This window comes from Algoriphagus ratkowskyi (assembly GCF_002150505.1).
Classification (GTDB): domain Bacteria; phylum Bacteroidota; class Bacteroidia; order Cytophagales; family Cyclobacteriaceae; genus Algoriphagus; species Algoriphagus ratkowskyi.
On the sequence record NZ_MSSV01000012.1, the window covers coordinates 13,614 to 28,541 of the forward strand.

The window sequence follows — 14,928 nt, forward strand, 5'->3', positions numbered from 1 at the left end:
GGACGCATAAAATGATTTTTGAGGTAGAAGCAGAAAAGAAACAAATCAAGTAATACCAGAACCAGTAGGAACAGATCCCAAAATAGTATTTTTATTGCATCGCCTCTAACTAAAAATAAAAAAGTTGCTAAAATCTTGCGATAGTCTCTATTTCCACTTCATGCGCTCTCTCCAAGCATACACCAGCTTGGGCAATTGTTGGTAGCTGTTAATTCCAGCCTTGACTCCCTGAGTTTTCAAGAAAACATCATTGGTTTTCCTGCTTAATTCCAGTGAAAAAGGTACAATCGCATCACTATTACGCTTGATAGACATCATATCATTTCTGATACCCGGATCCAGATCACGAAGCCAGATTTTATATTCTTCAGGTGCCATGCGATAGTAATCCCTGATCTGATACATAAGCAACCTTAATTGTCCTGAATATTTTAAAAGGCGGCTATCACTGTTTGTGCAAATAACCCAAGCTATAAAATTCGCTTCGCCTTCATTGGTCACTCCATAGCTATGAGCCATCTCGTGTGCTACTGTAAATGGCTTCTCTAGTGCGTGCAATGTTGGATCGATGTAGCTTTCTCCCGTAAAAGGAAAATAGATGCCGAGAATACCCATTTTCCGCATAAAGCCTGGTGGCGGGAAAAGCTTGGTTCTAGGTCTTCCTGTAAAATTCAAACCAAGCATGTCAAGATTGTCTGCAATGTTCACCCGAACTAGTTCTTCTAACTCAGGATAAGGCAAAACCTCCTCTATTGCAGCTGTATCCCTTGTAATAGAGTTTCTGTACTGAATTGCGAGCCTAGTTGTAATTTGTACCTCAGATTTCAGCTGATCCAGATTCATCGAAATTGACTTAAGTCCCAATTGCTCAACTATTGGAGTTCTCTGATAGTTGAATCCCCAGAGGAAAAGGAAAAAGAATACCAGCGTGCCAAGCCCATTTGCAAGCGCACGAAAGGAATAGAAAACTCTGTTTTTCCAACCAATCCTTTTGCGAAGCCTAAAAAGATAAACACCAATGACTAGCATCACCGATATGATAAACAAATAAACGCTGGGAAAAGGCAATCTTCCCAGCGTCAAATCGATTATATTCCGAATACCCGGAAAGAAAATTCTTGAATAAATATTGTCTGTTGCCTCAGGGTTTTGTGCCGCCAAATAACGTATTCCCAAAGCAATAACTCCAAGAATCGCCCAGGACCAATCTCTCTTACCCATAAAGCAGCAGCTTAAACTCCCTCTGCTACCACTTCCTTCACTTCTGGAAGCATTCTAGTCAGGAGATTTTCGATGCCCGCCTTCAGTGTCACTGTGCTTGAAGGGCAACCTGAACAAGAGCCTTGTAGAAGCACTTTCACGATTCCGTCTTCGAAAGAATGGAATACAATTGCTCCCCCATCCTGCTCTACAGCTGGACGGATATACTCGTCAAGTATTCCTTTGATTTTTTTCACTATCTCAGAATCATTCTCATCAAAAAGTGGATCCTTCTCAATATTTACTGGAACTGGTGCTTTGCCGGCTTCCAAATATTGCTTGATATGATCACGAACAATGCCCTGAATTTCCGCCCATTCTACAGATTCTGACTTGGTCACAGTCACAAAATTAGAAGCAACAAATACGCGCTCAACTGCTGCGAAATTGAATAACTCTAAGGCAAGAGGGCTGATAGAGGCACTTTCTGCATCTGGAAAATCAAAACTCACACCCTCATCTACCAACATAAAGTTGGCAACAAATTTAAGGGAATTTGGATTTGGATTTGCCTCCATGTAGAGGTGAACAGGTCTTGCTTGTGCTTGTAGCATGGTATTCTTGATTTTAGTTTAGAAAACCGAATTGCTGGCATTAAGTTCCAGCAATTCGGTTTTTTACGTTTAGATCTTACGTCTTAACTGAATAAGGTACTGTGAATTACTAAGCCAAATGCATACTGCCTAGTGGCTTGTAGCACACAGCCCTTTCCAATCTTGTGATCTATTCGATTTATTTATTGAATGGATGTCCTGTCGCTGCATACCATATTCCACCGGAAACATGCTTCAAGAAATCAGCTTCTACCCAAGCAGACTCCACATGACCAAGTGCGGTATAGAATACTCTTCCTCCATCATACTCATGGTACCATGCCATTGGGTGATTATCTCCGTTACCTTTCCCTACCTTATAGGTGCTTTCATCTGCTTTTATCAAAACCTTAATAGCTGGATTGATATCCCTAAATTCATATAGCTCATCAAACCAAAGCCAGTTTTTTGGCAGGTGCCAAGTTGCTGGGTGATTTTGATCTACTACCTCTAATCTAAGCGTTTGCTGAGCTGGATGCGTGAGGAAATATGCACCAATCATCTTGTTGTACCAAGGCCATTCGTATTCTGTATCCGTGGCAGAGTGAATACCCACTACTCCTTTTCCACTTTGTACGAACTTCTGGAATGCAGCCTTTTGCTCCTCATTGAAAATCGTCCCAGTCGTGGAAGCTAAAATAACCACATCGTATTTTGCTAAATTTTCGTCGGTGAAAGCTCCAGCATCTTCGGTCGTATAAACGCCGAATCCTTGAGTTTTGCCAAGTTCCTTGATCGCCGCTACGGCTTCAGGAATTGATTGATGCCGAAAGCCGCCAGTTTTACTAAAAACTAAGGCTTTGAATTGCTGTGCTTGTGATACCAGCGCTATACTGAATATCAGCGAGAGGGTGAGAAGTGTTCTTTTTAAGGTCATAGGGTTTGAGTAATTGTAAATTTAAAATTGATAATTAATACTTGAACATTGAATTTGATCAGTGTCTATTGAACAATGCTACTTAATAATTTGAAACTTCTCGCCGGCTTCTTTTCTGGAAAAAGCATTGAAATGCCACCATTCCGATCCGATTCCTGAGAAGCCATTTGCTGTCATTACTTTCCGAAGAATCTCCCGATTAGCAACTTGCCCTTTTGTGATTTGTCCTTCGGCAAGCATTTGTTTTTCGCGATCAGGATAAGCAGGATAGCCAAAGTAATCATAGCCAGTTCCCATATCCAACGTTGAGTCAGCTTTTGTGTCAAAAATCGTCAAATCCACAGCAACACCAAAATTGTGCAAACTGCCTTTTTTAGGATCGGCTACATAAAGTGGCTTCAGCTTGTCAGGTTTGTCCAGATTGTCCCAAAGAATCTGCTGCACAGAAGATGGACGAACGCCGTCATAGACCAGTAAGGTATAGTCTGGAAATTCAGTCTGTAGCATTTTCTGCGCCTTTTTCAGAAGCTCAACTACTTCCGGTTGCAAGTAAGCTTTGGTCAGATCACCATAGACATCTTGCTTGAAGAAATTATCCGTGGTCGAATATTTCAATTCTACCTTAATTCCTTGAATTTTCTCCTCCACATTCACCAATCCCTGATCTATCAGCACCTGCTCCATCTCGGGTATTTTCACTTCCAATTCTATGTCCTTTACAGGGTCTAATACTTCACGCTGCTGCTCAGAGAAAATCTCCTGATCACTCTTTGGAGCACTGCAAGCAATTGCTAGGCTGAGAAAAATTATCGATGTTCTTTTCACAACTTCGAATTTCTATTGACAACGGTAGCCGAAGCCTGAGCAGTAGGAAGCACCACTACATCTGCGATGGTCACATGAACAGGTCTTGTTACGGCAAACTCTACGATATCCGCAATATCCTGAGCTACCAGAGGTTCTATTCCCTGATAAACTGTGTCTGCCTTGTTCTCATCTCCTTTGAATCTCACCAAGGAAAACTCAGTCTCCACCAAACCTGGGTGTATCGCTACCACACGAATACCAAATTGATTTAAATCTATCCTCATGCCTTTGGTAATAGCATCTACCGCATGCTTGCTTCCACAATAGACGCTGCCATTGGGATACACTTCCTTGCCCGCGATAGAGCCTATGTTGATAATCATTCCTGACTTCCTTTCTGTCATCCCGGGAATAATCGCTCTTGAAACATACAGCAATCCTTTCACATTAATGTCTATCATCGCATCCCAATCGTCTAGATTGGCAGTTTGTACTGGATCGATTCCATGAGCATTGCCGGCATTGTTGATCAGCACATCTATGGCTTTCCATTTTTCTGGTAGATTCTCCAGAATTTCCAATACCTTTTCTCTATCACGCACATCAAATATCAGAGGCAAAAATTCAACTCCTTCAGGCAATTCTGACTTCAGGTCTTCCAGACGATTGCCACGTCTTCCTGTAGCAATGATATCGTAGCCAATCTTGGCGAGGGTAATTGCAGCAGCTTTGCCGATTCCAGAAGTCGCTCCGGTGACTAAAGCAATTTTGTTTTTCATAGAGGCAAGATAAAAAAATTATCAATGGACAATAATCAAAAACTTACCACCCATCTAAACTACTAGCTAACTTTTATGCTTTACTGAAAATTCAGATAGATTGTAATGCTTTTTCTCTTGATTGACTCGATTGCTCCTTGGAGTTCTGGAAGGGTATTTTCGGCTTGATAAGCATTCATCAGACCATGCGAAAAACGAATCTCTGGAGCAAACTTGAAGTATTTGAAATAGATTTCAAAACCCATCCCTGCCTCAAGCGACACATCCTGTCCCGTCATCACAATATCATCTACATTGGCTTCATCCTGACCTTTGGTACGAAACTGATAGCTCGCACCACCCAGCCAATACATACGAGTATTATTGAATCTAACTGACCTATACTTTAAAAGTAAGGGCAACTCTACCATAGTAGCTTCTGAGCTATATTCCACTACTTCTCCTGTACTAGAAACCATTTCACCATCTGGCGTCTGAATGAGGCCCGGATCCAAAGGGTCTCTGAAATAAATTACTTCTGTTTTATATTCATAAAAGCCAACCTTAGGGGTAAACATGAGAGATACTTGATCATGTAATCTCAAAATACCAATAAACCCCAAAGAAAATCCAGGTGAAAATTTGGTTTGAATACTTCTTACATCTGTAAAAGCATTTACAGAATTAGGGTTGAGGAAAGCATCTGAGTACTTTATTCTGAGTGTACTGGTATGAGCAGCAAGGAAAAACCCATAAGAAAGTGGTTGATCGTCTGAACCAGAAGTAGAGGTCAAACCAAACATTCCTTGCCCAAACGTCGGACTTGCTCCTAAAAAGAAAATCAAACCTAGTAGGATTACTTTGTTCCTACGTAGATCGAGCTTATTCCAAATGTAAGTGGTTTGCATAGATTGCTTGTAAATCCAACGTTATTCATAATTCTCAGGAAGTCCATTCCGTCTGGAAATGCCTGTACTGACTCAGGAAGATAGGTGTAAGCAGAATTATCTTTCGAAACTAATTTACCGATTTGTGGTAAAATAGCTTTAGAATAAAACGCATACGCCTGTTTCATGGGTGCTTTGGTGGGCTTGCTAAATTCCAAGATAACCACTTTACCTCCAGGCTTTAATACGCGATACATATCCGATAATCCTTTCTCTAGATTTTCAAAGTTGCGAACTCCAAAAGAAACGATCACTGCATCAAACATATTATCTTCAAAAAGTAAGCCTTCGGAATCACCAAGCTGAAGCTCGATTTTATCTTCAAGACCTTTTTTCTTTATTTTCTTCCGGCCTTCTGCCAGCATTCCTTCGGAAATATCTACTCCGATAATCTTATCTGGGTTCAGAGTTAATGCTTCAATTGCAAAATCTCCTGTCCCAGTAGCGATATCTAAGATCAATTTCGGCTGATCATCTTTCAGGTATTTAATTGCTTTTCTCCTCCAGGTAATATCAATACCCATGCTGAGCACGTGATTGAGCAAATCATATTTGCCAGAAATGTTATTGAACATCTCAGCTACCTGATCTTTTTTGGAATCTTGCTTGTCTTTATAAGGAAGTACTGCCATCGAAATTCTGTCTTTGAAAGGACAATAATAAACAAGAAACATGAGGAATGGAAAAATGTTCTGAATCGAGTCGACCCTTCCCTTTTCGGATAATGTCGTACTTTTGCACACAAATACTAGCAGATGATCCAGAAAGCCGCCTTTGTAATCAGTAATTCCAACCCGGGAAATTGTCCAAAACCAGATCGAGCTGAGATCGCTTTTATAGGCAGATCAAACGTGGGCAAAAGCTCACTAATCAATATGCTGGTCAATCAAAAAGGACTGGCAAAGACTTCGCAGAAGCCAGGTAAAACTCAGTTGATCAATCACTTCATCATCAATGATAAATGGTACCTGGTCGATCTTCCTGGCTATGGCTTCGCCAAAGTAAATCTGAAAGTGAAGCAAGGCTGGGAAAGTATGATCACTACTTACCTCACCAAACGAGAGAATCTTTGCGGGGTATTTGTCTTGATTGATAGCCGATTAGAGCCACAGCAGATAGATCTGGAGTTTTTGCTTTGGTGCGGCACAAAAGAGGTTCCTACTGCACTAGTTTTTACAAAAGCTGATAAACAGTCCAAATCAAAAACTGATCAGAACATCAGTAAATTCTTAAATAAGACAAGAGAAATCTTTGAAGAAGAACCAGATTACTTTGTCACCAGCGCAGAAGCTAGCACTGGCAAAGCAGAGTTAACAAAGTTTATAGAAGAACTAGTAACAGAATATCAAGCTGGGTAGATCATTTAATTGATAATCCTATATTTGCATCCTCGAAAAAATTAAATCAAATGAATTTTAAAGATCTTGCCACCGTATCCGGTAAACCCGGTTTGTTCAAAGTTTTGAAGCCTTCACGCACGGGAGTAATCCTCGAGAGTATGGATGCAAAGAAAACTAAACTCGTTGCAGGCATGTCCCAGCGTGTATCCATTTTAAGCGACATTTCTATCTATACCTTGACAGAAGAAGGCGCAGAGCCGCTAGAATCTGTAATGCAAAAGATTGAAGCAGAATTTCAAGGTGACTTGGGTTTAGATGCAAATCCTGATGATGCGGAGCTAAGAGCATTCATGAAGCACGTACTCCCAGAGGTGGATGAATCTAGAGTTTATACCTCTGATATTAAGAAACTGATCACTTGGTACACTTTACTTCGAGTACAAGCTCCTGAAGTACTTCAGAAATCTGAAGAAGAAAAACCAGAAGAGGCTAAGCCTACTGAAGAGAAAGAGCCTAAAGCTCCTAAAAAAGCTAAGTCTGATAAAAAATCTGACAAATAAATCATAACAGACTGTCTCAAAAGACATTCTGATGTCACATAGAGCGAAGCCGGTGGCGAATTATTACAATTGTAAACGCATTTCGACTTCGCTCTATGTGACTTAGGCTTTTTTAAGACAGCCTCTTTTTTTTGGCACTATCATGAGTGAATCTCTATCTGAAGAAACTTTTTCGCTCCTAAAAAAGGAGTTCGACTTTCCGGAAAATGTAGCTGCATTTGATGAAGAAAAAGCCATTGCTACACTTACCAAAGTCATAGCCTACATGTTGGATAGGCAATTTGAGCGCTTACTTCAAATTTGTTACCGCATAGATCTCGGTGAAGAAAAACTGAAAAGAATTCTCCACGAATCTGAACCTGACCATATCGCTTCGGATTTAGCAACAGCACTTTGGAACAGACAAAAGCAAAAAGTGGAAATCAGAAAGCGATATTCTGCAAATGAATAAAGCTGTTTTGTTAAAATGGCACTCTCAACACTTTTTTTACTTATTTTACACTTTGTACACTAAACCCTTTTTCCCTATGAAATCAATATTCAATCTCAATTATTTAGTGGCTATCACTTGTCTTGTCATATTAGGATCCTGTAGCGAAGATAAAGATCCAGCCAAAACGGATGCTGAAATCATAGGCTCTGGAATTGCATGGAAACTAAGCGCTGCTACATCGAATAATGTAAGCGTAATTTCACTAATCGATTTATGCCTTCGAGACAATCTGGTCACTTTTAACTATGAGACCCCTCTGAGCATAGGTGTAGTGGATGCAGGCGCTACCAAATGTGACCCTACAGAACCACAAACAGCAGACTTCACGTGGAGTTATAATGAAACAACCAAGATTCTAACGGTAGATACTAATATCATTGATGTGCCTGGAGCACAAGGTTCTTTGATGGTAGAAAGTGTCACCAATACTGAACTGGTACTTTCTCAAAACATCTCATTTTCTGGCTTGACACAAAAAGTGATTCTCACTCTGGTTCATTAATATCCAACTAGTGAACATCAACTTATTCTAAAGGAAATAACCTATCGCTTTGTAAAGTCGCTGGTTGTTTCCTTTTTCCATTTCATCAAAACTTCCCAAAAAATGGCAAACCCTATTTGGATCATGACTTCCGCTTTTGACCAACTTAGCCTGGATCAAACAATAGAAAAAGCAGTAGAAATCGATGTACAGGGACTTGATCTTTGTGTATTTAGAAAAGATGGAACTCGTGATGACTTCGTCGCAACTCACCTTGCTTATGAAAACTTCGGACCTGAAGAAGCCAAACAACTCATTCGGAAATTCAATGGAGTCAGACTTCGTCTTTCCATCGGAGCATTTGACAATCTAATCGGTGGAGATCCAGCAGAGCGTATCAAGAATCAAAACCATCTTTTGAAACTCATTCGGATAGCTTATCTGCTGGGTGGGGATGAAAATGATGTGAAGGTCGGAACGTTCGTGGGATATAATCACGAGCTTGGCAATCAGGATGGCGGATTTGAAAAAAACCTGCTGGAATACCAGAATGTTTTCGGTCCGATCATCCGCTATGCAAATAGTCTCGGAGTCACAGTTCTATATGAAAACTGCCCGATGGAAGGCTGGAGAAGCTCAGGTCATTTTGGCACATTTAATAATTTACCGGGAATGCTGGCAGCCCGGAAAATTATGTACGAACTCATTCCAGAATCTAATCATGGAGAGATTTACGATCCCTCGCACGACATCTGGCAGCATACCGATCCTGTAGAAGTGATCAAAAATACGGATATGAATCGCCTTAAGCGAATTCACGTCAAGTCCACGCGAAACAATCCTGATCCTTTCTGGGGAAACATGTATCCAATGCAGGAAGTAAAAGCAGAATGGGCTGAGAAACTTGGAATTCCTTCCAGCAACAATCCTTGGGATAGACATCACTACGAAGCCACTTTGCCAGGCTTCGGCTTGGGAGATTCTATGGACTGGAGAGCATTTGTGAATATTCTAAAGGAGCGCAAGTTCTCTGGGCCTTTCGAAATCGAGAACGAAGCGGTTCTTTCCAAGCAAACAGGGAATATGGGAGCAATCATCCAAGGCTGTAAAGCAGCCGTTCAAAATCTAGCTCCTTTACTTTATGAATTGGGAGAAAATGGCTGGCAATATCCAGCGTCAGAATACAAACCACTTTTGGAACTGAATCGAGAAGATATTCCCTTGATAACAATGGAGAAATTATAAAATCTGAAGTCTGAAGTACTTTTTCAGATTTCAGGCTTTAGATCTTTAACTTTTACTTCTGGCTCTCTTCGTATCCAGTATCAGCTGGTAAATTAAACCCCTCTGCAGCCTGAACAGCTAGCACATCACAGCGCTCGTTTTCAATATTTCCAGCATGCCCTTTAACCCAGATAAATTTTGGTTTATATTTCAAGTGAAGTGGAATATATCGTAACCATAGGTCTGGATTCTTTTTGTCTTTAAAGCCTTTTTTCTGCCAGCCCCAAAGCCATCCCTTCTCCACAGAATCTACCACATACTTGCTGTCTGAATAGATCTGAACAGGAATTCCTGTCAATTTAATTTCTTGAAGCGCACGAATTACAGCTAACAGTTCCATGCGATTGTTGGTAGTTCTTCGAAAGCCTCCAGAAAGTTCTTTGCGGTGGTTATTATATTTCAAGACGGCTCCATAGCCTCCAGGACCGGGATTGCCTTTTGCAGCACCATCAGTATAAATAGAAATCATGAAGTAAAGTAAGTGAAAATAGGAAAGAGAATGAGTTTAAATACCCGATGCTACTCCTATAGGAAAGGCATTTGTTTTGAAAATCTTAACTGCGATAGAAAGCAAAATAATCCCAAAAATCCTTCTCAGCACATCCAGACCCGTTTTGCCTATTTTCCGCTCCAGCCAACCTGTACTTTTCAGCACGATGTAAACCAAGACTAGATTTAAAAGAATTCCTATCGCAATATTGATCTGAGCAAACTCAGCTTTCAGTGTCAAAATCGTAGTCAGAGTACCTGCACCTGCAATCAAAGGAAAAGCTATCGGAACAATGGAAGCTCCAGCTTTGGCCTCGGGATCTGATTTGAACAGTTCAATTCCCAAAATCATCTCAGCACCTATAGCAAAGATGATTAGGGCTCCCGCGATCGCAAAATCCTCCACACCAATGCCAAACAAACTCAAAATTGACTTTCCCGCAAAGAGAAAAAGAATCATCAATACACCCGCAGCAAGTGTAGCCTTCTCCGATTGGATATGGCCTACTTTCTGCCTTAGATTAACAATAATCGGGATAGAACCGAGGATGTCAATCACGGAAAAAAGAATCAATGAAACAGATAGAATTTCCTTTAAATCAAACATGCCGCGAAAGTAGGAAATTAACCTTTGAGGTCATTGGATTTAGGAGGAAATCTGTTCGTGAGACACGGCAAAAAGAATATTATTGAAGACCGAAGATATGAGAATATGAAACCGTGAAGTAATGTCTATTTGAAGTAAATCTGTATAAAAAAGGTCCAAGTCAGGAGACTTGAACCAAATTCGAGTAATTGAAAAATAAAAATTCATTTAGATCTAATAACTTCAACGATTTAAAAAATAAGATCTTTTGAGTCAAGTTAATGGCTACAAAGTCTTTAAAGGTTTTAAAATAAGACCTTCGGGGTTTTAAAAACCCCAAAGGTCGAAATCAATACCTCCCCAAAAACGAAATCAACTTATCCATTTCTGCATTTGTAATCGCAGGAAAGTTGGCGATTCGGAAACTCGTTGGCTTATGAGGACCATAGCCAGAACCAAGCTGCATCCCTTCTTTTTCCGCGTCTTTTTTGATCGATGCGATCAATTCTTCAGACCCAGAAACTGCCAAAACTGTTGTGCTACGTGTCGCTGCATTGTCCACCAGCATTCGAAGTGACTTAGATTGGGCTACGGCTGTTTCCAGCTTTAGCATGCGCTCACGAAGGTTTGAGTCGATGTGCTGAATTTCTTCCAAATCTTTTAAAACTCTATTTAGCAAGTAGATCCCCAAAACGTTTGGAGTGTAATGCGTCTGATAATTCGCCGCATTTTCTAAGATAAAACTCAAGCTGTTGTACCTGCCTTTTTCTCCTTTACTTTCACACTTTTCTATGGCTTTTGGAGAAAGAATCAGTATTCCCAAACCTGCTGGAAGCCCAAAGCATTTTTGCACAGAAGCATACCAGATATCCGCCAAACTGAAGTCTAACTCAATTCCTGACATGGATGAAGTTGTATCAACAGCAATCATTTTCTCTGGATATTTCTCTTTAATCGCCTCGATAGTAGCCATTGTAACTTGAGTCGCATTAGCAGTTTCATTTTGAGTCAGCGCGATTACATCAAAGTCCTCGGAGATTTCCAAATCGGCAACATTGATTTCTTGATTTGCTTCAATTTTTGATCCATTGGTATTAGGATTGATATGCTTCGCAAATTCGATCCACTTTTTCCCGAATGAACCAGAATAGATATGAAAACTTGCTTGCTGCACGATAGACTGGGTGATAATCTCCCAATTTTCTGTTGCGCTGGAAGTGAAAAGCAACTTGTAATCATCGGGCATATGGAGCTTCTCCCGCATCAATTGTTCAGTGTTTTGATACAGAGACATGAAGGCATTGCTGCGATGATTGGCACTTAGAATGCCTGCAGCGTAAGCATCTTGTAAATAAGTAGGAAGGGCATCGTAAACTTTAGATGGCCCGGGTGCGAAGGTAAGCATAGGTAGATAGGTTATTGAAAATAGAGAACACCAAGCGCGTAGCCTTTCAATCCAAGTCCGGATATCATTCCAACGCAAGACTTGGAAATAATGCTTTTGTGGCGGAATTCCTCACGCTTATAAATATTCGAAATATGGACTTCCAGTGTTGGCGTCGTTACTCCAGCGATGGCATCCGAGATAGCAACGGAAGTATGTGTATAACCTCCAGCATTCAGCAAAATAGCATCAAAGGTAAAACCGACTTCGTGGATCTTATTGATCAATTCACCCTCCACATTACTTTGGTAATAGTGAAGATCAATGTCAGGAAACGCGATTTTCATACCCTCAAAATATTCTTCAAAAGACGTACTGCCATAGACTTCTGGCTCTCTTTTGCCTAGTAAGTTTAGATTCGGCCCGTTTATTATCTGGATTTTCATGTGTTTAATATTGATTTTCATTCGCCACATGGAATCTTGCATTGATGATCATCATCACAGTATGTGAAGCTTGAGTCATGCCTGTCTGCCTCAGGCAGGCTCGATTTCAAAACAAAATTCGATTTGATGGTTGATTGTATAAAGGTAATCGTATTCAGATTGGAAAGTTAAAACCTTTCAACATTTGAACCTTCCAACTTTCCAACCTAATTTTCCAATATTTAAATTTTTCAATAGGAGAATGCTCAAAACCTGGCAAAGCCATATTCGTCAATTCCGTCATTACATCAAGTTGGAGCGCTCACTAAGCGAGAATTCTATAGAAGCTTACACGCGAGATGTGGAGAAATTAGCTAAATACTCAGAAACAAATTTTCCTGAAAAAAGCCCTTTAAACTTAGAATTGGAGCATTTACGAAGGTTTGTGAATGACCTAGCCAAACTTGAAATCTCGGATTACACGCACGCCAGAATTATCTCGGGGATCAAGGCTTTCTACAAATACCTAATGTATGAAGATGCGATCACCGAAGATCCGGCCCAGCTTCTCGAAGCGCCCAAACTTGGGCGCAAGCTTCCAGACACGCTAAGCTATCAGGAGATCGTCCAACTTCTGGAGGCTATTCCTCTCGGCGAACCCGAAGGTCATCGCAACCGAGCCATACTGGAAATGCTTTACAGCTCAGGTTTGCGTGTATCCGAACTTACAGAATTGAAGAAAGGACAAGTTTTCGAGGATGTAGGGTTCCTGAGAGTAATCGGAAAAGGCAATAAAGAACGACTAGTTCCTATCGGAAAAGACGCTTTGAAATATCTGAACATCTATAAAGATGAAGTTCGCGTGCATCAAGCGATAGCAAAAGGCCATGAAGAGTTTGTCTTTCTAAATCGCCGTGGTAAAAAACTTACTCGTGTGATGATCTTTCTGATCATTAAAAAAACCGCTGAGCAAGCTGGAATTGAGAAAAATATAAGTCCGCATACATTTCGACATTCCTTTGCCACGCATCTCATCGAAGGAGGAGCGGATCTTCGAGCAGTACAGGAAATGCTCGGTCACGAAAGCATCACTACCACGGAGATCTACACGCATTTGGATCGGGATTATTTGAGGCAGGTGCTGACGGATTTTCATCCGAGGAAATGATTATTGGTTGTTGGTTGTTGGTTGTTCGATAAGCGATAAAAATAAATATGGTTAAATAAAACAGAATTTTGTAGTTTTTGCATGAATTATAAACTGATCACATAAAAATTCACCCTAAGTCAAATTGAATAATGAATTTTCTACTTTATAAACTTTTCCCTAGTCTTAACAGCCTGACTAAGCGCCAGAAAATAATGTTTCGCCTATTGCTTCTCAGTGTGAGTATGATACTTTTTGGAGCCTATTTTAAAATCGACGGTAAACCAAATACTGATTTAATCCTAGGTTCAGCAATGGTTATTCATGTCATTTCAATCGTTGGATTAATGAGCAAATGGGCTAAATATAGAACGATAAGTGAGGTTTCTAATTGATTAAAGTACTCTCAATCTTGTATTTAGTAGTTTAAAGACTACACTTTTTAGAGTCAAACTTATAAGACTTAAACCAGCTTATTGTGCATGAATTTCCAACCAAGTATTCAAATTCATCTGCTTCAAGTCACACTGGACAGAAGCAAATGACTTCCGAGGTGAATTAATAATCCTCTTATATTCAAGCCCATGAAACACCTGGTCATTTTACTACTCATGGTATTGATGAGTCTATTTCCAAATGAATCCCAAAAGACCCATAAATCTTTCAAGGAGGATTTTTCTAGATCCAAATCAAAGAACTTTCGCTACGGTTCTACAGGAACTCACGCGGATTTCAAACATAAAATGGGAATTGAATCTCTTTCTGAACCAGAGACTAGTATTCTTTCTTTCAAATTAAACCCTGATGAAAAAGCAGGGCCAGGAAAAGGCCCAGAGATTATTTCCAAGCATTTCACCCATTTTGGAAGCTATTCGACTCGGCTCAAAGTCCCTGATGTAAGCGTAAAACAAGCAAATGTTGGAGCCGTCGTGGGGTATTTCACTTATCATGAAGACCACAAAGGAGGGCTAAGTGAAATAGACTTTGAATGGCTGCTTGCTGACCCAAGAATCATCTACGTTGGGACTTGGACCGGTGAGCATGATAAACTTCAGCGCATCGGAAGGATCATCAATTTGGCAGAAGGGAAAATCATCGAAACAATTTCAAAGGTAAATTATGACGGCGACCCAACACAATTAACTGGCTTGCAAAATATACCTGAAAGCATTCCTGCTATTGAGAATTACGACGCTTCTTCAAAATTCCACACGTATGGCTTTGACTGGGAAAGTGATCGCATCCGCTGGTGGATGATTCATCCGGAGACTTCCGACACACTCGTATTGTGGGATTATCAGGGTTCACAACTCGGGATTCCTCAGCATGCTTCTAAGTACCGAATGAACTTCTGGCATACAGACAACTGGGCCGTGGAAGGCAATCCGAATGCTCTAGAAAAACCAGAATTCCCCTTTGAGCTGGAAGTGGACTGGATGGCGTTTAACAAGAGGTAATGAGTTGCGATAAAACATCCCTCTAAAAACTGTTTAAAAT

Annotated in this window: 18 protein-coding genes; 7 read left to right on the forward strand and 11 right to left on the reverse strand. The window is 40.5% G+C overall.

The window, feature by feature from the left end; genetic code table 11:
- Positions 1–147: 147 nt before the first annotated feature.
- The 7 genes from BVH02_RS13530 to ubiE all read right to left on the reverse strand — a co-directional run bounded on the left by BVH02_RS13530 (position 148) and on the right by ubiE (position 5,874).
- Positions 148–1,221 carry a DUF3810 domain-containing protein gene (locus tag BVH02_RS13530; RefSeq protein ID WP_086501996.1) on the reverse strand — a complete coding sequence of 358 codons (1,074 nt, stop codon included), beginning with the start codon at positions 1,219–1,221 and terminating at the stop codon, positions 148–150.
- Positions 1,222–1,232: 11 nt separating this feature from the next.
- Positions 1,233–1,814, reverse strand: coding sequence for a NifU family protein (locus BVH02_RS13535; protein ID WP_086501997.1), 582 nt, complete (start codon positions 1,812–1,814; stop codon positions 1,233–1,235).
- 178 nt (positions 1,815–1,992) lie between these two features.
- On the reverse strand, positions 1,993–2,730 hold the full coding sequence (locus BVH02_RS13540) for a ThuA domain-containing protein (RefSeq protein ID WP_086501998.1): 738 nt from the start codon (positions 2,728–2,730) through the stop codon (positions 1,993–1,995).
- A gap of 78 nt (positions 2,731–2,808) precedes the next feature.
- Complete coding sequence (locus BVH02_RS13545) at positions 2,809–3,555, reverse strand: M15 family metallopeptidase (RefSeq protein WP_394363988.1); 747 nt, start codon at positions 3,553–3,555, stop codon at positions 2,809–2,811.
- A complete protein-coding gene (locus BVH02_RS13550) occupies positions 3,552–4,316 on the reverse strand; it encodes an SDR family NAD(P)-dependent oxidoreductase (RefSeq protein ID WP_086501999.1) in 765 nt (254 codons plus the stop codon). The genes BVH02_RS13545 and BVH02_RS13550 overlap by 4 nt, the downstream gene beginning before the upstream one ends.
- An 80-nt stretch (positions 4,317–4,396) precedes the next feature.
- Positions 4,397–5,203 carry a type IX secretion/gliding motility protein PorT/SprT gene (gene porT, locus BVH02_RS13555; RefSeq protein WP_086502000.1) on the reverse strand — a complete coding sequence of 269 codons (807 nt, stop codon included), beginning with the start codon at positions 5,201–5,203 and terminating at the stop codon, positions 4,397–4,399.
- Entirely contained in the window at positions 5,152–5,874 is a 723-nt protein-coding gene (gene ubiE, locus BVH02_RS13560) for a bifunctional demethylmenaquinone methyltransferase/2-methoxy-6-polyprenyl-1,4-benzoquinol methylase UbiE (protein ID WP_086502084.1), read from the reverse strand. Before ubiE ends, porT begins: the two co-directional genes overlap by 52 nt.
- Positions 5,875–5,997: 123 nt before the next feature.
- Between ubiE and yihA the strand changes: the two genes are divergently transcribed.
- The 5 genes from yihA to BVH02_RS13585 all read left to right on the forward strand — a co-directional run bounded on the left by yihA (position 5,998) and on the right by BVH02_RS13585 (position 9,361).
- Positions 5,998–6,600: a ribosome biogenesis GTP-binding protein YihA/YsxC gene (gene yihA / locus BVH02_RS13565; RefSeq protein ID WP_086502001.1), complete on the forward strand. Its 603-nt coding sequence runs from the start codon at positions 5,998–6,000 to the stop codon at positions 6,598–6,600.
- A gap of 50 nt (positions 6,601–6,650) precedes the next feature.
- Complete coding sequence (locus BVH02_RS13570; RefSeq protein ID WP_086502002.1) at positions 6,651–7,142, forward strand: DUF5606 family protein; 492 nt, start codon at positions 6,651–6,653, stop codon at positions 7,140–7,142.
- A gap of 142 nt (positions 7,143–7,284) precedes the next feature.
- On the forward strand, positions 7,285–7,593 hold the full coding sequence (locus tag BVH02_RS13575; RefSeq protein WP_086502003.1) for a hypothetical protein: 309 nt from the start codon (positions 7,285–7,287) through the stop codon (positions 7,591–7,593).
- A 76-nt stretch (positions 7,594–7,669) separates the two neighbouring features.
- Positions 7,670–8,137 carry a hypothetical protein gene (locus tag BVH02_RS13580; protein WP_086502004.1) on the forward strand — a complete coding sequence of 156 codons (468 nt, stop codon included), beginning with the start codon at positions 7,670–7,672 and terminating at the stop codon, positions 8,135–8,137.
- Positions 8,138–8,239: 102 nt separating this feature from the next.
- Positions 8,240–9,361: a sugar phosphate isomerase/epimerase family protein gene (locus tag BVH02_RS13585; RefSeq protein ID WP_086502005.1), complete on the forward strand. Its 1,122-nt coding sequence runs from the start codon at positions 8,240–8,242 to the stop codon at positions 9,359–9,361.
- Between the two features lie 52 nt (positions 9,362–9,413).
- Here the strand turns inward: BVH02_RS13585 and rnhA are convergent, their stop codons facing one another.
- The 4 genes from rnhA to aroQ all read right to left on the reverse strand — a co-directional run bounded on the left by rnhA (position 9,414) and on the right by aroQ (position 12,305).
- Positions 9,414–9,869, reverse strand: a complete 456-nt coding sequence (gene rnhA / locus BVH02_RS13590) for a ribonuclease HI (RefSeq protein WP_086502006.1) — start codon at positions 9,867–9,869, stop codon at positions 9,414–9,416.
- A 36-nt stretch (positions 9,870–9,905) separates the two neighbouring features.
- Entirely contained in the window at positions 9,906–10,496 is a 591-nt protein-coding gene (locus tag BVH02_RS13595; RefSeq protein WP_086502007.1) for a MarC family protein, read from the reverse strand.
- Between the two features lie 328 nt (positions 10,497–10,824).
- Positions 10,825–11,880, reverse strand: a complete 1,056-nt coding sequence (locus BVH02_RS13600; RefSeq protein ID WP_086502008.1) for an aminotransferase class V-fold PLP-dependent enzyme — start codon at positions 11,878–11,880, stop codon at positions 10,825–10,827.
- Positions 11,881–11,891: 11 nt separating this feature from the next.
- A complete protein-coding gene (gene aroQ / locus BVH02_RS13605; protein WP_086502085.1) occupies positions 11,892–12,305 on the reverse strand; it encodes a type II 3-dehydroquinate dehydratase in 414 nt (137 codons plus the stop codon).
- Between the two features lie 241 nt (positions 12,306–12,546).
- On the opposite strand from aroQ, the gene xerD reads away from it, so the two are divergent.
- A complete protein-coding gene (xerD, locus tag BVH02_RS13610; protein WP_086502009.1) occupies positions 12,547–13,452 on the forward strand; it encodes a site-specific tyrosine recombinase XerD in 906 nt (301 codons plus the stop codon).
- A 563-nt stretch (positions 13,453–14,015) separates the two neighbouring features.
- Positions 14,016–14,888, forward strand: a complete 873-nt coding sequence (locus BVH02_RS13620; RefSeq protein WP_086502011.1) for a glycoside hydrolase family 16 protein — start codon at positions 14,016–14,018, stop codon at positions 14,886–14,888.
- Positions 14,889–14,928: the final 40 nt, after the last annotated feature.